Origin of the sequence: Mycolicibacterium parafortuitum (assembly GCF_002086815.1) — a bacterium.
GTDB lineage: Bacteria > Actinomycetota > Actinomycetes > Mycobacteriales > Mycobacteriaceae > Mycobacterium > Mycobacterium parafortuitum.
In genome coordinates, this window is record NZ_MVID01000001.1 from 150,519 (window position 1) to 169,517 (window position 18,999).

Annotated in this window: 18 protein-coding genes; 15 read left to right on the forward strand and 3 right to left on the reverse strand. The window is 68.9% G+C overall.

Annotated features, from left to right (window positions below; genetic code table 11):
- Window positions 1-45 precede the first annotated feature (45 nt).
- Together BST38_RS00690 and BST38_RS00695 are read left to right on the forward strand one after the other, a co-directional pair.
- On the forward strand, window positions 46-2,106 hold the full coding sequence (locus BST38_RS00690) for a TRAP transporter permease (RefSeq protein ID WP_083141307.1): 2,061 nt from the start codon (window positions 46-48) through the stop codon (window positions 2,104-2,106).
- Window positions 2,103-3,113: a TAXI family TRAP transporter solute-binding subunit gene (locus BST38_RS00695; protein WP_083141308.1), complete on the forward strand. Its 1,011-nt coding sequence runs from the start codon at window positions 2,103-2,105 to the stop codon at window positions 3,111-3,113. Before BST38_RS00690 ends, BST38_RS00695 begins: the two co-directional genes overlap by 4 nt.
- A gap of 9 nt (window positions 3,114-3,122) precedes the next feature.
- On the opposite strand, the gene BST38_RS00700 is transcribed toward BST38_RS00695, so the two are convergent.
- Window positions 3,123-4,271, reverse strand: a complete 1,149-nt coding sequence (locus tag BST38_RS00700) for an acyl-CoA dehydrogenase family protein (RefSeq protein WP_083141309.1) — start codon at window positions 4,269-4,271, stop codon at window positions 3,123-3,125.
- 115 nt (window positions 4,272-4,386) lie between these two features.
- Between BST38_RS00700 and BST38_RS00705 the strand changes: the two genes are divergently transcribed.
- Genes BST38_RS00705 through BST38_RS00765 form a run of 13 tightly spaced genes read left to right on the forward strand, consistent with a single transcriptional unit; the run spans window position 4,387 to window position 17,067 of the window.
- Window positions 4,387-5,565: an acyl-CoA dehydrogenase family protein gene (locus tag BST38_RS00705; protein WP_083141310.1), complete on the forward strand. Its 1,179-nt coding sequence runs from the start codon at window positions 4,387-4,389 to the stop codon at window positions 5,563-5,565.
- A 41-nt stretch (window positions 5,566-5,606) separates the two neighbouring features.
- Window positions 5,607-6,767 (forward strand): amidohydrolase family protein, encoded by a 1,161-nt coding sequence (locus BST38_RS00710; RefSeq protein ID WP_083141311.1) that lies wholly within the window; start codon window positions 5,607-5,609, stop codon window positions 6,765-6,767.
- Window positions 6,764-7,039, forward strand: a complete 276-nt coding sequence (locus BST38_RS00715; protein WP_083141312.1) for a hypothetical protein — start codon at window positions 6,764-6,766, stop codon at window positions 7,037-7,039. Before BST38_RS00710 ends, BST38_RS00715 begins: the two co-directional genes overlap by 4 nt.
- A gap of 29 nt (window positions 7,040-7,068) precedes the next feature.
- Entirely contained in the window at window positions 7,069-7,935 is an 867-nt protein-coding gene (locus tag BST38_RS00720; RefSeq protein WP_083141313.1) for an MlaE family ABC transporter permease, read from the forward strand.
- On the forward strand, window positions 7,936-8,790 hold the full coding sequence (locus tag BST38_RS00725; protein WP_083141314.1) for an ABC transporter permease: 855 nt from the start codon (window positions 7,936-7,938) through the stop codon (window positions 8,788-8,790).
- A 1-nt stretch (window position 8,791) separates the two neighbouring features.
- On the forward strand, window positions 8,792-10,138 hold the full coding sequence (locus BST38_RS00730; protein WP_083141315.1) for an MlaD family protein: 1,347 nt from the start codon (window positions 8,792-8,794) through the stop codon (window positions 10,136-10,138).
- Window positions 10,135-11,184: an MlaD family protein gene (locus BST38_RS00735; protein WP_336385735.1), complete on the forward strand. Its 1,050-nt coding sequence runs from the start codon at window positions 10,135-10,137 to the stop codon at window positions 11,182-11,184. Before BST38_RS00730 ends, BST38_RS00735 begins: the two co-directional genes overlap by 4 nt.
- 8 nt (window positions 11,185-11,192) lie before the next feature.
- The gene (locus BST38_RS00740) at window positions 11,193-12,227 is read left to right on the forward strand and encodes an MCE family protein (RefSeq protein ID WP_083141657.1); all 1,035 of its coding nucleotides are present in this window, start codon (window positions 11,193-11,195) and stop codon (window positions 12,225-12,227) included.
- On the forward strand, window positions 12,224-13,327 hold the full coding sequence (locus BST38_RS00745) for an MCE family protein (protein ID WP_083141317.1): 1,104 nt from the start codon (window positions 12,224-12,226) through the stop codon (window positions 13,325-13,327). The genes BST38_RS00740 and BST38_RS00745 overlap by 4 nt, the downstream gene beginning before the upstream one ends.
- Complete coding sequence (locus tag BST38_RS00750) at window positions 13,324-14,538, forward strand: MCE family protein (RefSeq protein ID WP_083141318.1); 1,215 nt, start codon at window positions 13,324-13,326, stop codon at window positions 14,536-14,538. The genes BST38_RS00745 and BST38_RS00750 overlap by 4 nt, the downstream gene beginning before the upstream one ends.
- Window positions 14,535-15,812, forward strand: coding sequence for an MlaD family protein (locus tag BST38_RS00755; protein ID WP_083141319.1), 1,278 nt, complete (start codon window positions 14,535-14,537; stop codon window positions 15,810-15,812). Before BST38_RS00750 ends, BST38_RS00755 begins: the two co-directional genes overlap by 4 nt.
- Before the next feature lie 18 nt (window positions 15,813-15,830).
- The gene (locus tag BST38_RS00760) at window positions 15,831-16,337 is read left to right on the forward strand and encodes an Rv1363c family protein (RefSeq protein ID WP_083141320.1); all 507 of its coding nucleotides are present in this window, start codon (window positions 15,831-15,833) and stop codon (window positions 16,335-16,337) included.
- Window positions 16,318-17,067: a DUF3298 domain-containing protein gene (locus BST38_RS00765; RefSeq protein ID WP_237160623.1), complete on the forward strand. Its 750-nt coding sequence runs from the start codon at window positions 16,318-16,320 to the stop codon at window positions 17,065-17,067. The genes BST38_RS00760 and BST38_RS00765 overlap by 20 nt, the downstream gene beginning before the upstream one ends.
- Before the next feature lie 3 nt (window positions 17,068-17,070).
- Here BST38_RS00765 and BST38_RS00770 read toward each other — a convergent pair whose 3' ends face one another.
- Together BST38_RS00770 and BST38_RS00775 are read right to left on the reverse strand one after the other, a co-directional pair.
- Window positions 17,071-17,517 carry a DUF2599 domain-containing protein gene (locus BST38_RS00770; protein WP_083141321.1) on the reverse strand — a complete coding sequence of 149 codons (447 nt, stop codon included), beginning with the start codon at window positions 17,515-17,517 and terminating at the stop codon, window positions 17,071-17,073.
- On the reverse strand, window positions 17,502-18,974 hold the full coding sequence (locus BST38_RS00775) for an aldehyde dehydrogenase family protein (protein ID WP_083141322.1): 1,473 nt from the start codon (window positions 18,972-18,974) through the stop codon (window positions 17,502-17,504). The genes BST38_RS00770 and BST38_RS00775 overlap by 16 nt, the downstream gene beginning before the upstream one ends.
- Between the last annotated feature and the right edge of the window lie 25 nt (window positions 18,975-18,999).

Here is an 18,999-nt window from a genome sequence, read left to right on the forward strand (position 1 = left end):
ATTCCGCCGCGAGCAGCGCGCGCGCCGCCTAACGTGGGTCTTTCTATGGACCGGAGCCCATCGGACGAGCCGGGCGGTGCCCCGTCGGCGGTCGCCGCGCCCGCATCACCGTCGACGGCTGAGGTCTCGGCCGTATCCCCGGCACTTCCACAGGCGGACGACCAGGAGAAGCCGGGCCGCGAGCTGACCGGCTTCACCCGGAATCTGGTCACCGGAGTCGCGTTCGCCGTCGCGGTCCTGACCATCTGGCAGGTGTTCCGGCCGCTGTCCCAGGGCAGCCAGTACTACCTGATCGTGTTCCTGGCCGGCACGCTGCCGCTGGTCTACCTGGTCTACCGGTCGGGTTGGGGCCGGCTGGACCACCCGGACCGGCCCGCTGTCCTGGACTGGGTGCTCGCGGTGGTCACGCTCATGGTGTGCCTGTACCCGGTGCTTCCGCTGCGCGTCGGCGAGGCCGGCGGCGGATACAACGCGTTCCTGGACCGCCAGGGCATGCTCGCCCCACTCGACGTGGTGATGGGTGCGCTGCTGCTGGTGCTCATCATCGAGGCGTGCCGGCGCACCACCGGGTGGGCGCTGCCGGTGGTGTGCGCGGCGTTTCTGGCCTACGGCTACTACGGGGGCCTGCTGCCCCAGGGCTGGGCGATCGGGCATGCCGGGCTGGACTTCGACCAGATCATCGATGCGCTGTACAACTCGGGCAGCGGCTTCTTCGGCACGCCGCTGGACGTCGCGGCCACCTACATCGTGCTGTTCACCATCTACGGCGCGGTCCTCGACCTCTCCGGCGGTGCCCGGTTTTTCGTCGACCTGTCGGTCGCCGCGTTCCGTCGCTCACGAAGCGCGGCGGGCCGCACCGCGGTCGCGTCGGGGTTCCTGCTCGGCACCGTGTCGGGATCCGGGACGGCCACCGCGGTCACCGTGGGCGCGGTGACATGGCCCATCATGCGGCGGGCGGGCTACACCCCCGAACGTGCGGGCGGGGTGCTCGCCGCCGCGGGCGTCGGCGCGCTGCTGTCACCGCCGACCCTCGGGGCGGCCGCATTCATCGTCGCCGAATACCTCGAGGTGTCCTACCTGATGGTGCTGGGCTGGGCGATGATCCCGACCGTCCTGTACTACCTGGGCATCCTGCTGGCCGTGGAGATCGATGCCCGCCGGTTCGGGATGACGGCCGCGAACCTCGACACCGTCTCGCCGTGGAAACTGCTGGGCCGCTTCGGCTATCACTTCTCGTCGCTGATCGCGATCGTGGTGTTCCTGGCCGTCGGCATGTCGGCGACCAGGGCGGTGGTCTACGCGACCGCGCTGGCGTTCGTGCTGTCCTTCGCCGACCGGCGGCACCGGCTCACGCCGCGCCGGCTCTACGACGCGTTGAGCGCCGGTGTGCGCGGGGTGCTGCCCGTCGTCGCGGTGTGTGCGGCGGCGGGGGTGATCACCGCGACGACCACCAAAACCGGTCTGGGCGCCCAGTTCTCGTCCGTACTGGTGGGTGGCGTGGACGCGGTCACCGACAACCGCACCGTGATGCTGGCGCTGACGGCGGTCTTCGCCGCGATCGCGCTGGCGCTGCTGGGCCTGGCGATCCCGGTCACCGCGTCGTTCGTCATCGGCTGGGTCATCATCGGGCCCGCGCTGCTCGCGCTCGGCGTTCCCGCCCCCGCGGCGGCGATGTTCGTCTTCTACTACTCGGTGCTGTCCGAGGTGACTCCGCCGACCGCGCTGGCGGCCGTCGGCGCATCCGCGGTCACCGGTGGCCGGGCCATCCCGACGATGTGGCAGGCGCTGCGCTACGCCGCGCCCGCCTTCCTGGTGCCCATCGCGTTCGTGCTGACCGACCCAGGGGAGTACCTGCTGGGCCGCGGCCCGGTGGTGGGCGTCGCGTGGGTGTTCGCGGTCGCCTGCCTCGGCATCGTCGCGTTGTCGTTCGCCGCGGGCGGGTGGGCGCTCGGCGCCGGGCCGATGCGGCGCCCGGCGCGGATTCTCAGCGCGATCGCGGCGCTGCTGTTGTTGTTCCTTCATCCCGTCTCCATCGCGGCGGGATCGGCGTGCCTGCTCGGCGCAGTCGCGCTCACCTTCATCACCAACACGAGGAGACGGACATGAAGCGCACGGTGACGACGTTCGCGACGCTGATGCTCGCCGCGGCCGCGATATCGGGATGCGGCGGACGCCAGGATGCGCCTGCCGCGGACTCCGGCGGCGAGATCACCTGCGAGATCGGTTCCGACACCCGGGTCAGTATCGCGACCGGGAATTCGACGGGCGTGTATTTCTCGCTCGGAAACGCCTTCGCCGAACAGCTTTCGGCCGCCACCGGCGGAAAGCTCAAGGCCACCGCCGCCGAGACGGGCGCTTCGGTGCAGAACATCCAGCAGCTCGTCGCAGGCAGCTATCAGGTCGCGTTCTCCCTCGCCGACACCGCCGCCGACGCGGTCGACGGGAAGGGCAGCTTCGACGGTGCCGAGCAACCGATCCAGGCGCTGTCCCGGATCTACCCGAACTACACGCAGGTCGTCGTGCGCGCCGACAGCGGGATCACCTCCGTCGGCGACATGCGGGGCAAGCGGGTGTCGACCGGCTCGCCCGGCTCCGGTACCGAGGTGATCGCCAACCGCTTGCTGGAGGCCGCCGGTTTGAATCCCCGAACCGACGTCGCCGCACAGCGTCTCGACCTGACCAAGACCGTCGACGGGATGAAGGACGGCGCCATCGACGCGATGTTCTGGTCCGGCGGGCTGCCGACGCCCGGAATCACCGATCTGTTCACCTCCGAGCGGGACAACGTCAGGTTCATCGACGTGACGCCGCAGCTCGGTCCGCTGGCCGAGATCAGCATCGCCTACGAACAGGGCCTCATCCCGGCCGAGGCCTACGGGCTGCCGTCCGCCGTGCCGACCATCGTCGTACCCAACGTGCTGCTGGTCCGTGACGACCTCGACGCGAACCTCGCCTGCGTGCTGACCAAGACGCTGTTCGAGAAGCAGCCCGAGCTCGCCAACGTGGTCAGCGCCGCCAAGGGCATCAGCCTCGAGCATGCCCGCGAGACCGCGCCGGTACCGCTGAACCGCGGCGCGGAACTCGCCCTGGACGAACTCAACGCGCCCAAGTAGAGCGCGCGGTCAGACCGACGCGGACTCCAGCAGACGACACAGCGTCTCCCGGTGGAAGCGGGCGTCGCCGGACAGCAGCGCGCCGCAGCGCGCCCGCCGTAGGTACAGGTGCAGATTGTGCTCCCAGGTGAAGCCGATGCCGCCGTGCAGCTGCAGTGCCTCGCCTGCGATCCGGCCCGCGGCATCCGAGGTGTACGCCTTCGCGACGCTGACCGCCCGCTCGACGTCCGCGGCGCTCTCGGGGCCGGCGTTCTCGGGGGCGGCGTCGAGCACCATCGCGGCGTGGTACGTGGCGGCAGTGCTGCCCTGTAACCAGATCCGCATGTCCGCGCATTTGTGCTTCACGGCCTGGAAGCTGCCGACCGGTCGGCCGAACTGGACCCTCTCCTTGACGTAGTCGACGGTCATCGCGAGTAGGCGCTGCCCGACGCCGACCAGCTCGGCGCACACCAGCACGGTGTGCAGGTGCATCGACCGGGTGATCGCCGCGGCCGCGTCGGCCCCGGCCGCACACAGCGCGGACCCGTCGACGAGGACGTCGTCGAGTCGGACGTCGCAGTAACTGCGGGTGAGGTCCAGCGTCTGCTGGCGCACGACCTCCACGCCGCGGGCGTCGGTGGGCACGAGGAAGCGTGCGGGCGCGCCGTCGAGCAGCGCGTCGACGACGAGAAACTGGGCCGCGTCGGCGTCCTGGACGTTGACCTTGGTACCCGAGAGCCGGTAGCCGCCACCCTGGGGTACCGCCGCCGTGCTGATGCCGAGGGTGCCCCAGGGCCGGCCGAACTCGGTGAAAGCCCAGCCGACGATCAGCGATCCTTCCGAGATCAGCTGCAGCAGTTTGGATTTGTTCTCCGCCGTGGAGGTGGCCAGCGCATCGGCGGCGACCGAGACCGGGATGAACGGGGTGGCTGCCAGGCCGTGCCCGAGTTCGGCGCAGACCAGCGCGAGGTCGACGACCTGCTGGCCCAGTCCGCCGTCGCGCTCGGGGATCCCGAGTGCGGGCCAGCCCAGATCCGTTCCGTCCTTCCACAAGTCGGCATCGAAACCTTCGGTGCTGTCGATGAGCCGGCGTGCGTGCTCGACCGACGCCCGCCGCGTCAGCAGCGACCGGGTGGAGTCGACCAGGCCCCGTTGTTCGACGGTGAGTGTGAAGTCCACGGCCTGCTCCTTAGCTGAAGGGGATCGCTTGAGGGAGATACTCGAAAACCTTCCCAAAGATACAGGATACTGATTAAGCTAAATCACGCGTGGCGGATCGGAAGCGGAGGGTGCTTTGCAACTCAGGCAGGACGCGGGACTCGATGAACTGCGGCAGCGTGTTCGCGACCTCGCAGCCCGCCATGCGCCGCCCCGGCAGGCGCGCACCGGCGTCCGCGCACCCGAAGCCGAGGACATTCCCGCGCTGCGGAAATGGACCGGCCTGTTGTTCGCTGAACAGTTGCTGGGAGTGAATTGGCCGGTGGAGTTCGGCGGACTGGCAGAGCCGCACCCACTGCACGAATCGGTGGTGCTCACCGAACTCGTGCGGGCCGGCGCGCCGGGTCCGGTCGGTGGTGGGCTGCTCGCCGCGGCGGCGATCATCTCGTCCGGGACCGCCGCGCAGAAGGAGTACTTCCTGCCGCGGATCCGGTCCGGTGAGCACATCTGGTGCCAGTTGTTCAGCGAACCCGACGCCGGTAGCGACCTGGCGAACCTACGGACCCGCGCGCGGCAGGACGGCGACGAGTTCGTCGTCGACGGTCAGAAGGTGTGGACGACCAACGGCCAGCATGCCGACTGGGGATATCTGCTGGCGCGCACCGATTCCGAGGCGCCCAAGCACGCGGGCATCACCGCGTTCGCCCTCGACATGACCACCCCGGGTGTCACCGTGCGCCCGTTGCGCGAGATCACCGGCACGTCCGACTTCAACGAGGTCTTCTTCGACGGGGTGCGCATCCCGGCCGAGCGGGTGATCGGTGAGGTGAACCAGGGCTGGGCGGTGACGACCGCGAGCCTGGCGCAGGAACGGGCGGGCGCCGGCGGCGGCGCGTCGCTGTTCGCCGCGCTGGACCGCCTGGTCAGGCTCGCCGGCGACACCGACCGCGACGGGGTACCCGCCATCGACTGCGACGACATCCGCCAGACGATCGGCCGCCTGGCCACCGAAGTCCATGTCAACGCGCTGGTCTCGGCATTCGGGGAGAGCCGCCTCCTGCACGGCACCGGTGACGTCGCCGACGCCCCGGCCTCGAAGATCATGTTCAGCGAGGTGAATCTCGGTCTGCACGAGTTCGGGTTCGGCTTACAGGGCCAGGACGGCATCCGCGTCGAAGGCGATCCCGAGGTCGCCGACGACGGCTGGTGGCAGGACGGGTTCCTGTATGCGCGCGCGTTCACGATCGCCGGCGGCACCAACGAGGTACTGCGCAACATGATCGCCGAACGCGCACTCGGCCTTCCCCGCGGCTGACCCGACCCGAACCCCACGAGATCCGACAGACGGAGGATGCAGTGCCGTTACAGGACTGGATGAAGATCATCTCGGTGGACGACCACGTCATCGAGCATCCCAGGGTGTGGCAGGACAGGTTGCCCGAACGGATGCGTGACGACGGCCCCCAGATCATCGAAACCGCTGAGGGGCACCACGTCTGGCGGTACGAAGGTCAGCTCTACCCGCAGATCGGGCTGAACGCGGTGGCAGGCAAGCCGCCGTCGGAGTACGGGATGGAACCCGTGCGCTACGACCAGATGATCCCGGGTTGCTACGACCCGGTCGAGCGGGTCAAGGACATGGACATCGACGGCGTGCACGCCGCGCTGTCCTTCCCGTCGTTCCCCGGGTTCGGTGGCGGGGTCTTCCAGCGGGCCAAGGACAGGGACCTCGCGCTCGCGTGCGTGCGCGCGTGGAACGACTTCCAGGTCGACGAGTGGTGCGCCGCGGCGCCGGACCGGTTGATCCCGCTCGGGATTCTGCCGACCTGGGATCCGCAGCTGGCGGCCGACGAGGTGGATCGGCTCGCACGGCTCGGCACCCGCGCGGTGTCCTTCCCGGACAGCCCGGTTCCGTTGGGGCTGCCGTCCTTTCACCACCCCAGTCACTGGGAGGTGCTCTGGGACGCGGTGGAACGCGCCGACATGCCGATCTGTCTGCACTTCGGCGCGGGCGGCTACGTCCCGGGCTTCTCGTTCGCCAACCCGAACCCGGCCGATATGGCGCCGTTCGCGGTCGCGATCGCGACGTTCTCGACGAACCTGATGTGGACCACCGCCGACCTCGTGTTCTCCGGGATGCTGCAGCGCCATCCGAACATCAAGTTCATGCTCTCCGAGGGTGGGATCGGCTGGATTCCGTACATCCTGGAACGGTTGGACTACACGTGGGAGCGGCACCGCTGGTACCAGAACATCAGCCGCACAGACCGCCCGTCCGACCTGTTCCGCAAGCACATCTGGGGCTGCTTCATCGACGATGTGCACGGTGTCGGGTCGCGGGACGTGATCGGTGTCGAGAACATCCTGATCGAGGTCGACTATCCGCACTCGGACTCGAACTGGCCCAACAGCCGCAAACGCATCGCCGAAAACCTGCGCGAGGTCGACGACCACGACGCGCACCGCATCGTCGAACTCAACGCCCGCGAATTGCTCCACTTCGGCGCGGACAGATGACCGAACGCCCGGACACCGACGACTACGACCTGCTGACCTTCGGCGAAGTCGCGGCCCGGCTCTCCGAACGCCTCGCCGAGGAGCAGGAGGTGCTCGCACAGGCGCGCCGCGACGACGACACCGCCCGCATCGAGGCGTGCGAGCAGCGGATCGAGGTGCTGCGGACGAGCGTGGAGCGGTACGGGCGGGAACAGCAGACGGGTGAGGTGTTCCGGCGCCGCTTCGGCGCGATACCGGTACAGCCGCCCGCCGAACGCCCCAGCTGGCAGTAACAGTTCGGGTCCGAGCGGGAAGTTCGACGATGACGCGGCACGAAGCGACACAGCGGCACGAGTCGGTGATCTCACCGGTCGGTGAGATCACGCAGTGGACGCGCGGCTACGTCGACCGCCACCCCCGCGCCGCGCTGGAAACCGTGGGAAGCCAATGCCTGCTGGGACTGCGTGCGTTGCGCTACCTGATCGTCGACATCGCCGCGGGGCGCTTCCCGTTCCGCGAGTTCGTTCAGCAGGCCGCGTTCATGGCCTCGACGGCCATGCTGCCGACGATGTGCGTGGCGATCCCGATCGGGGTCACGCTGCAGATCCAGTTCGCGCTGCTCGCCGGTCAGGTCGGCGCGACATCACTGGCCGGGGCGGCCAGCGGTATGGCCGTGATCCGGCAGGGCGCGCCGCTGGTGGCCGCGCTGCTGATGGCCTCGGCGGTCGGGTCGGCGATCTGCGCAGACCTCGGTTCGCGCACCATCCGCGATGAGGTGGACGCCCTTGAGGTGATGGGCATCTCGGCGATCCGGCGGCTGGTGGTGCCGCGGCTGGCCGCCGCCGTCGTCGTCGGTGTCTCGCTGACCGGGCTGGTGTGCTTCATCGGATTCCTGGCCGGCTATCTGTTCAACACGTTCGCCCAGGACGGCGCACCGGGCAGCTTCGTCAGCACCTTCGCGTCGTTCGCGACCGTCGGCGACCTGGTGCTGACGCTGATCAAAGCTGTCGTCTTCGCGGCGATCGTGGTGATCGTGGCCTGCGACAAAGGTCTGACCACCCAAGGCGGCCCGGCCGGGGTGGCCAACTCCGTGAACGCCACCGTCGTCGCGTCCATCGTGCTGCTGATGATCACCAACGTGGTGTTCACCCAGATGTATGTGCTGCTGTTTCCGAAGGCGGCACTGTAGATGGCCGCGCCGTACTATCCGCGTGGGGTCCGCCCGGTCGTGGTGGCCGGCCGCTCGGCGGCCGGCGTCGGAATCCGCCTGGGACACATGGCGACATTCTTCACCAGGGCGGTCGCCGGGATCCCGGTGACCCTGACCCGCTACCGCAAGGCCTTCCTGACCATCCTGTCGGACGTCACCTGGGGCAACGGATCCGTTGTCGTCGGCGGCGGCACGGCATGGGTGATCATCCTGCTCGGTGCCACCGCTGGGGCGATTGTCGGTATCGAGGGATACCAGGCCCTGCACCTGCTCGGCATGGAACCGGCGGCCGGGCTGCTGTCGTCGACGGTGTCCACCCGCGAGCTCGCGCCGATCATGGCGGCGCTGGCGTTCGCCGCCCAGGCCGGATGCCGGTTCACCGCGCAGCTGGGGTCCATGCGTATCTCCGAGGAGATCGACGCGATGGAATCGCTTGCCATCCGGCCGCTTCCGTATCTGGTCACGACGCGGTTGCTGGCCTCGGTGGTCGCGATCGTCCCGCTCTACGTGTTGTGTCTGGTGGTCAACTACGTCGCCGTGCAGACGATCGTCACGTTCGCCGGTGGTTTGTCGGCGGGATCGTTCGAGCACTACTTCCGGCTTGTCCTGAGCGGGTCGGACATCGCGTACTCGGTGGTCAAAGCGGTGGTGTTCGTGATCATCACCTCGACGATCCAGTGCTACTACGGGTATTTCGCGAGCGGCGGCCCGCAGGGAGTCGGCGTGGCCGCAGGCCGGGCGATGCGCGCCAGCATCTCGGTGATGATCATCGCCAACCTGTTCCTGACGATCGGGCTGTGGGGAATCGGTTCCGGCGCAAGGCTCGGTGGCTGAGATGCAGCCGTTCGAATCCGCCACCCGCGCCGTCTCCGACGGGCGCCTGCTGCTGCGCGGCGCCGTGGTGCTGGCCGTGGCAGTGCTGGCCGCCGGGATCGCGATCGCGAAGTCCGAGGGGGCGTTCTCCCGCAGCGTGGAGGTCGTCGCGCTGCTGAGCAATGTCGGTGACGGCCTGCCGAAGGGTTCGGACGTCAAGTTCCGGGGTGCGCTCGTCGGCACCGTCGCCGAGGTCACCCCGGCGGTGGGCGCCGAACCTCATACCATCGAACTCACCATCGAACCGCGTTTCGCCCAACGGATTCCCGCGACCGTCACCGCGCGGGTGGTGCCGAGCAACGTGTTCGCGGTGTCGTCGATCCAACTCGTCGACAACGGTCCGGCACCCGCACTGCGACCCGGAGCCCGTATCGCCCAGGACGAGAGCCTGGCCACCGTGCAGTTCCAGACCGCCCTGACCAAGCTGCGCGACATCCTCGGCGCGGCGGGCAAACCGGGATCGGCCGACAGCATCGGCATCCTGGCCACCGTCGCCGAAGCCACCGAGGGGCGCGGAGACGAACTGTCCGCCGCCGGCGGCGGCGCCAAACGCATCGTCGACGAGCTCAACAAGTACATGGCCGGCGGTGACATGGACCGCGGCGAGGAACCGGCGCTGCGCACGCTGTCCGACGCTCTGGACGGATTGCAGACCGCGGCGCCTGACCTGCTCGACGCCGTGCACCACGCCGTCGTGCCGATGCGCACTCTCGCCGAGACCCGGTCGCAGCTGGCGGACTTCCTGTCCGCGGGTCTCACCACGACATCGGAAATGGGGACCGCGTTCGAGAACAACACCGACCGGCTGATCGTCATCACCACGCAGATGTCACCGGTGCTGGGTGTGATCGCCGACGGCGGAAAGGACTTCGCGTCCATCGTGACCCGGCTCAACACCGTCACCGACCGCTTCTTCGACCACGTGTGGGACGAGCAGCGAAACATCGCCACAGGCAAGTTCATGCTGGTCTTCACCCCGAACCGGATGTACACCCGGGCCGACTGCCCCCGCTACGGCAACCTGGAAGGGCCGAGCTGCCAGACCGCGCCGATCTCGGCCGACCCGCCTGCGCTGCCGCAGCCGCTGCACCCGCGCAACTTCCCGGTCGCCCCGCAGATGGCCGGCGGCAACGTGGGTTCGGTCGGAAGCCCGCAGGAACGCGCGCAACTGGCCGAGATCCTCGGGCCCGGCACCAATGCCGCGTCCGAGCTGCTCCTCGGTCCGGTCGCGCGCGGTAACACCGTTGAGGTCGTCCCCGACCCGGCCTCCGGGCCGCTGCTTCCGGCGGAAGCGGGGCAGCGCCCATGATGAGTTACCGCCGGTCGCTGGCCGTGCTGTGCGTGTTCGTCACGGTATGCCTCGCGCTGATCTGGACGGTTTTCGTCACCCTGCAACGCAACGTGCACGGTGAGACCAACTCGTACAGTGCGATATTCACCGACATCACGGGACTCAAGGTCGGCGACGAGGTCCGGATGGCCGGGGTGCGGGTGGGCCGGGTCGATGCCATCGGGCTGGGCGGCGCCGACGGTACACAGGCCACCGTCGGCTTCCGGGTGGACGCCGGACAGCTTCTCTACGGCGACACCAAGGCCTCGATCGTCTACCAGAACATCATCGGCCAGCGATATCTCGGCCTTTCGCTCGCCGACTTCGGTGACCCGTCCGTGCTGTCCCCCGGTGCGGTCATCCCCGTCGAGCGCACCGAGCCGTCGTTCGACATCTCCAGCCTGCTCAACGGTTTCGAACCGCTGTTCGCACTGCTGGACCCGCATCAGGTCGACAACCTGACCACCGCGGTGGTCAGGGCCATGCAGGGCGACGCAGGGGCGGTCACCACGTTGATCTCGGAGACCACCCGGCTGGTGGAGTCCTACTCCGGCACCGACCGGATCCTCGACGGGGTACTGACCAACCTGAACTCGGTGCTGGACTCGCTCGCCGAACGCGACCACGACCTCGAGGCGACCATCGCGTCGTCGACCGCGATCTTCGACGGATTCGCCGCGCGCCGAGCAGAATTCATCGACTCGATGGATCAGGTGTCCATCGTGGGTGAACGCCTGGCCGACGTTGTCACCGACGTGCAGCCCGACCTCGACGAGTGGATGCGCCGCGAACCGGGATTCGCCAGGCATTTCGTCGAGAACAAGCAGGGGTTCGCGTACCTGGGATTCAACATGCCGCTCGCACTCAAAGGGCTGTCCCGGATGAGCCAGAGCGGGTCCTACCTCGACATCTACGCCTGCAACATCACCGTGACCCAGTTCCCCCGGATCGACAGCCTGCTCTACGCGATCCTGTCCAACGGCACCCCCGGCGGGGTGCCCCGCAACAGCCCGAAATGCCGGTGAGGTCGGCGATGGACAGACTGGTCAGGGCGGTCAATCCGGCAGAACCGCACGGCAAACTGCGCCTCGGAGTGCTGACGGTGCTGGTGATCGCCGCCGTTCTGGGCGGGGCGCTCGGCCTCGGAAAACTGGGTGTCGGGCGCGCCACCTACCGTGCCGATTTCCTCCAGGCGGCCGGCCTGACGCCGGGGGATCAGGTCACCGTCGCCGGGGTGCGGGTGGGTGCCGTCCGGGCGATGCGGCTCGAAGGTGACCACGTCGTGGTGACGATGGACATCGACAACGGGGTGCGGCTCGGGGCGGACACCAGGGCCGCCATCAAACTCACCACACTGCTGGGGGCGCGGTATGTCGACGTGCAGCCCGCAGGCGGTGGTGAGCTGGACGGACACCGGATCCCGTTGGCGCACACCGAGGTCCCGTATGACCTGCAGACCGCTCTGCAGGACGCCACCACCACCTTCGAGGCGGTGGACGCCCGCAAGATCGCCCAGTCCATGACCACCATGGCGGAGCAGCTGCGCGGTGCGCCGGAGATCCTGCCGCGCGCGCTGGGCAACATCGAGGACGTCTCGGCGGTGATCGCCGCACGGCGCGACCAGATCTCCGACATGCTCACCAGCAGCCAGAAAGTCACCCAGCTGCTGGGCCGCCAGCAGAGCAGCCTGGGCCTGCTGATCACCCGGGGGCACGACGTACTCGGCGAACTCGCCGCGCGCCGGCAGCTGATCGTGCGGATGATCGACGCCACCACCGCGCTGGTCAACCAGCTGCGCCCGATCCTCGTCGACGATCGCACGCAGATCGACGACCTGCTGGCCAACCTGGACCGGATGCTGGCGGCGGTCGGGGACAACGACGCGGTGCTGCGCAGCACGCTGCAGATGATGCCGGTGCCGTTGCGCAACTTCACCAATGCCACCGGAAACGGCAACGAGTTCGACTTCACCTCGTCGGGCGGGACGATGATCGACAGCTACATGTGCGCGATCAGCGGCCGCGCCGAGCAGTTCAACCTGCCCACGTACTTCGAGGACTGCCGATGAGCGTCCGTGCCGTGAAAGCCCTCGCCGTGCTCGCGATGGCGGTCGGCGCCTGCGGCTGTTCCGGCGCTCCGATCGGCGGCTCGGCCGACCACATGACCATCACCGCCCAGTTCGACAACGCCAACGGACTTTACGAGGGCAACGCGGTGTCGGTGCTGGGCATGCCTGTCGGCCGGGTCGAGAAGATCGTTCCCAACGGGGCGTACGTCGAGGTCACGATGACGGTCGAGGCGGGGGTGAAGATCCCCGCCGACGCGCAGGCCGTGACGGTGTCGACGTCGATCCTGACCGACCGGCACGTCGAGTTCACCCCGCCCTACACCGGCGGACCCACGCTGGAGGACAACGACCACCTCGGCTTGGCACGCACCCGCACCCCGGTCGAATTCGACCGGGTGCTGGCGATGATCGACACACTCGCGGTGGAACTGCAGGGCGACGGCAGGGGCGGCGGACCGGTCGCCGACCTGCTGGCGGTCAGCGCGGCGACGACCGGCGGTAACGGGCCCGAGATCCGGTCCGCGCTCGGGGAATTGTCCACCGCGCTGAAGATGAGCCAGGCCCGCGGGAAGCCCACCGGTGACGCGATCACCGCGATCGTGACCAACCTGGACCGGCTCACCGCCGCGGCCGCCGAGAACGACGAGACGATACGGCAATTCGGCGCCGCGCTGCGTCAGCTCAGCGCGGTGCTCGCCACCGAGCGGCTCGGCAGCGGCAGCACCGGTGCGCAACTCAACGAGATCCTCACCGAGACCACCGATCTGCTCGACAAGAACCGCGACACGCTCACATCGTTCGCCGGGAACACCGAGACCGTGACGAAGGCCGTCGCCGACTACCGCCGCGAGATGGCAGAGGTGTTCAACCTGATGCCGCTGCTGATGGACAACGTCTACAACATGATCGACCACGACAAGGATGCGATCCGTGCGCACCCCACCCTCGACAAGGTCGAGATGGACGGGCAGATGACCAAGGAACTGTGCAATCTGCTCGGCATGCGCCAGCTTGGCTGCACCACCGGCACCGTCCAGGACTTCGGACCCGATTTCGGACTCACCAGCATGCTCGAGGGATTGGCGGGGTTGGGCCCATGAGTGCGCCGATGTGCAGGTCACGGAGGGCCGGAATCGCCGCCACCACAGTGTGTGTCGGCTGGCTGGCGACCGGATGCTCGGTCGGGCTGGAGCGGATTCCGCTGCCCGCACCGTCGGTCGGCCGGCAGACCTATCCGATCAGCGCCACGTTCGCCAACGCGCTGAACCTACCGGCCAAGGCCAAGGTGCGGCTCTCGGGAGCCGATGTCGGCGAGGTCGCGTCGATGACCGCCGAGAACTACACCGCCGTCGTCACACTTGCCATCGATGCGGCGGTGGCGATCCCGGCGGGTACGAAGGCCGAGTTGCGATCGGCCACCCCACTGGGCGATGTCTTCGTCTCGCTGGTCCCTCCCGCGGCGCCCGCCGGCGCGGTGATGAAACCCGGTGACGCGATACCCCTGGATGTCACCGCATCCGCGACCACCGTCGAGGAACTGCTGTCGACGGCGGCGCTGCTGGTCAACGGCGGAGCCATCCGCAACCTGACCAAGGTCGTGAACGGAATGGGCAGGGCGCTCGACGGCAAGGGGGAGGACCTCGACCACTTCGTCGACGAGTCCACCCGGTTGATCCGGGATCTGTCGGCGCGTTCGACCGCGGTCAGGCAGGCGCTGACCCAGACCGACGAACTTGCCGCGACCATGGCCGCGCGGCAACAGTCGATCGACGACGCCGTCGCGGCCGCCAATCCGGCGCTGGGCACGCTCGCCGACAACACCGACCGCATCGTCGACCTCGTCGCCCAGATCAACCGGATCACCCTGCAGCTGGCCAAGTTCCCGTCGGTCCGGGGTGAGCAGTCGCGCAGCATGATGGCCGACCTCAACCGGCTGTCGGCGGCCCTCGATGCCGCCGCGAACGCGCCCGGCGCGTCGCTGGCCAACTTCAACACGATCTTCGGGCCGATGTTGAAGCTGACCAACGCGACCGCCTCGCATGTCAACATCGACCTCGCCGATCTCGCCGTCGGCGCGTTCGCCGACCCGTACCATCCGGCCGACCCCGGCAGTCATGCTCCGACCCGCGAGGACTTCCGCAACATGGTCGGCAGCATCAGTTACGTGATGATGAAGGTGCGAGACAAGTTCTGGGGCGCTCCGACACCGCCGCCGGGGATGGTGCCCCCACCGGATCTGGTCGGGCCCAGGCCCGATGCGCTGACCCCCGCGCCTGCGCCTGCGCCGTCGAACATCCCGGGCGGCAGATGATGACCTCCGCGGCACACGCGCTCGCCCGCCCCCTCCTCGACGCCGTGCACGCGCTGCGCAGACACCGGCTCGGACTGTCGGCGTGCGCGCTGGCGTTGATGCTCGTCCTCGGGGTGGGCTACCTGATCTTCGGCACCCTGCGGGTGGACCCGACCCGGTCCGGCAGCGTGGTCCGCGTGCACCTCGCCGAGACCGGCGGGCTGCTCACCGGCCAGGACGTCACACTGCGCGGGGTGCCGATCGGACGGGTGCGCTCCGTCGAGCTCACCGACAGCGGCACCACCGCGGTCGCGGAACTGCACCCCGGTGCCGAGGTTCCGGCCGACAGTACCGCGCGCGTGTCGGCGCTGTCCCCGGCCGGTGAGCAGTACCTGGACTTCCGGTCCGGCACCGCGGCCGGACCGTATCCCGCCGACGGCGACGAAATCGCCAGCGGCAGAACGCAGACACCGGTCACGCTGGCCCGGCTGCTCGGAAACCTGGACGGCACACTGAGCCAGGTCGACCCGGCCGAACTGGCCGCGGTGCTCGACGAACTCAAGGTCGGTCCGCAGGGCGCGCAGAAGCTCGCGGCGATCCTCGACGGCGGCGCGTTCCTGGTGTCGACGCTGGACGCGGTGCTGCCGCAGACGGTGCGGCTGCTCAACAACAGCAGCTTCGTGCTGTCGACGGTGCGCGACGTCAGTCCGGGACTGGCGGCCACGTCGGACAACCTGTCGACGGTGCTGACCGGGGTCCGGCGGATGGACGGTGGCTACCGCACGATGCTGGACCGGGGTCCCGACGCGATGGCGGGTATCGACAACCTCATCGCCGACAACTCCGAGACCATGGTGGCGCTGCTGGGCAATCTGACCACCGTCTCCCAGGTGGGCTACGAGCGGATGCCCGCGCTACAGGAATTCTTCTTCCCGCACACCGGCCGCGGCTCGGCGCTGGACGCGGTGGGCGCGACCTTCCGCGACGGCGGTGTGTGGGGCGCGGTCAGCCTCTACCAACGGTATTCGTGCGACTACAACCTGCCCCACGCGCCGCCGACTGTCGCAGACTTCCCGGAACCGTACCTGTACACCTACTGTCCCAACCCGGACCCGAAGTATCTGGTGCGCGGGGCCCGCAACGCGCCCAGACCGCCCGGAGACGACACCGCGGGCCCGCCGCCCGGTGTGAACCCGCTACAGCGTGCGGACCGGACACCCATTGGTCCGTATACGATTCCGCGGCCCTACGCCGGACCCGTACTGCCGTTGCCGCCGCCGCCGAGCGGACCGTGATCCGAAAGGGGTGACGCGATGACCGAGCTGGACGAGGTGGACCGCAGGCGTGGCCGGCCGTGGCTCGTCGTGGCGCTGAGCGCGGTGGCGATCGCCGCCGTGACCACGGCCGGGGTGCTGGGGTGGGAGGTGCGCGGCCAGCGGGCGGTGGCCGACGCCGAGCGGCAGGCGATGGCCGCGGCGCAGCAGTACGCGGTGATCCTGACCCGGGTCGACGCGGCCACCCTGGATCTGAACTTCGCCGCCGTGCTCGACGGCGCGACCGGTGAGTTCAAGGACATGTACAGCCAGTCGAGTTCCCATCTGCGGCAGGCGCTGGTCGACAACAACGCGCACGCCGACGGCACGGTGATCGCGGCGGGCATCAGGTCTGCCACCGCGGACACGGTCGAGGTGATGCTGTTCGTCGATCAGTCGGTCACCAACGCGTCGAACCCGCAACCGCGGCTCGACCGCAACCGCATCGTCATCACGATGCAGAAGATCGACGGGAGGTGGCTGGCCAGTGACGTCGACATGCTCTGAGAAGCGCCGGAATACGGTGGCGGCGGCGGTGCTCGCGCTGGTGCTGTTCGGGTGGGCCGTGCCCGCCGCGCAGGCCGCGCCGACCACGACCAACGGTGTCGAGTACACGGTCGTGCCTGCCCGCGTCAGCGGCGTGAGCCCGCACGGGGCGCTGGGGGAGTGGGTCGTCGACTACGAGAAGCTCGCCGGTGGAGATCCGCACGTGGCCGACGCCGTGAACCGGATCCTCGACGACGAGGCGAACGGACAGGTGTGGTTGCATGCCGCCAGCGCCAGCAAGAGCTCCCCGTGGACGTTCAGGACCCAGGGCCGATTACTGTTCCGGCGCATCACGATCTCGGCGTTGTTCGTCGGGCAGTACGACGCGGTGAACCTGCCCAACATGCCCTACGACACCGTCGCAACCCGGGTCTTCGACTCGCGCAGCGGAATCCAGATCGTGTGGGACAACCTGTTCGTCGACCGCAACGCGGGGCTGGCGCGGCTGTCCGAGGTGACCAAACAGCTGCTGCCCGCGGCCTACCCGAACCCGCCGGTCGGCGGATGGGTCGAGTACAGCCACGCGATGGCACCGATCGGGGTCAACTTCAAATACTGGATACCGACCGCCGAGGGCATCGAATTGCAGTTCCCTGAAGGTCAATTCGGCCGCGAACGGCGATCGGTCACCGTGCCGTGGGCGGCTGTGCGGGAACTGATCGCTCCGGTGTTCCTGCCGATCGCCGACTGAATCTCAGGTACCGATGGCGACGTCCTCCGCGCCGCCGGGGTTGCAGCCGGCGTTGAGCATCAAGGTGTTCGGCACCACGGTGCGCCACGGCTCCAGGTTCCAGGTTCCGACCTTGCCCGGGTTGGTGAACGTGGACAGCTGCCAGTAGCAGAGGAACTGCTTCTGCATGCTCAGCGTGTTCGCCTCCGGCGCGTGCTGGAGCAACTCGGCCCAGGCGTCGTAACTCTGCGCGCCGTTGGTGAACACCCCGGACGCCGACCAGCCCCACGGGGTCGGGTAGATCCGCAGCGTGGAGCGCTCGCCGTGCTGTTCCCACACCACATGGTCGATGTACTGCGGCGCGCCCGGCGGGCGCACCGGCAGCGGATCGGCGTGCGCGTTCGCGGCGCCGGCCACCGAGACCAGCACCGCCGCGACGCCGGCGCCCAGGCGCGCTATTTCACGGGCCACTGCAATGCCTTGTGCTGCAGGTATTCCGAGAGGCCGTACTCGCCGAACTCCCGGCCGATACCGCTGTTCTTGTAACCGCCGAACGGGGCGGCAGGGTTCAACCCGCCGCCGCCGCCGTTGATGACCACCATCCCGGTGCGCAGCCGGTGCGCCACGGTCGCCGCGCGCTGCGGATCGGCCGACCAGACGCCGCCGCCGAGACCGTAGCGGCTGTCGTTGGCGATCCGGACCGCGTCGTCGTCGTCGCGGAACGGGATGACCACACCGACCGGCCCGAAGAACTCCTCCTGCGCGATGCGCATCGAGTTGTCGACGCCGACGAACAGCGTCGGCTCCAGGAAGAAGCCGCGGTCGAGGTGGGCCGGCCGTTTCCCGCCGAACGCGATCTGCGCGCCGTCCTCGACACCCGAGGCGATCAACGACTCCACCCGCCGGCGCTGCACGTCACGGATCAGCGGACCCATCATCGTGGCGGGATCGGACGGATCGCCGACGCTGATGAAGCCGAGAGTGCCGACGATGCGGGCGACGAGATCGTCGTGCAGGGACTCGTGCACCAGGATGCGCGTCAGCAGTGCGCAACCCTGACCGGCGTGCGTGATGATCCCGGCCAGAACGCTTTCCAGCACCGCGTCCAGGTTCGCGTCGTCGAGGATGATGTTGGCCGATTTACCGCCGAGCTCGAGCACCACCTTCTTCATCGATTCCGCGCCCTGGGCGTACACCTTGCGCCCGACCGCGTCCGAGCCGGTGAAACTGACGAGGTCCACCCCGGGGTGGCGGGTGAGCCGCTCGCCGGCCGCGACGTCCCCGGTGACGATGTTCAACGTGCCCGGAGGTAGTCCCGCCGCCTCGGCGACCTCGCCGAGGACCAGCGCCTCCAGCGGGGTGTACGGCGAGGATTTCAGCACCACCGTGCAGCCCGCGGCCAGCGCAGGCGCGAGCTTCGCGAGGTTGAGCAGGAACGGGAAATTGAACGCGGTGATCAGCGCGGCCACCCCGTACGGCTCGCGGGTCACGATGCCCTGCCCGATCCCGTGGCCGATGACCGGCGGCACCGGCGCCTGGAACGGGAACTGCGGCAGCACCCGCTCCACCATGTCGACGAAATGGTCGATCGGGGTGCCCACCTGCAGGAAGTCGGCCAGCATCCGGGTCGAGCCTGCTTCGGCGATGTTGAGCTCGACCAGTTCGGCCCGCCTGCGGGTCAACTTCTCGGCCATCGCACCCAGGATCTTCGCCCGCTCAGCGGGTTTCATCGTCGGCCACGGTCCGTCGTCGAACGCCCGCCGAGCCGCCGCCACCGCCGCGTCGACGTCGGCCGGGGTGGCCTCGGGCACCTCGGCGATGACGTCCTCGGTGGCCGGGTTGAGCACCGGGACGGCGGTCGTGCCCTGCCCTTCGGTCCATGCGCCGTCGATGTACAGGCCACGCGTTGCCAGCGGTGTCGACGTCATCGAATCCTCCTGTGCTCTGTCAATG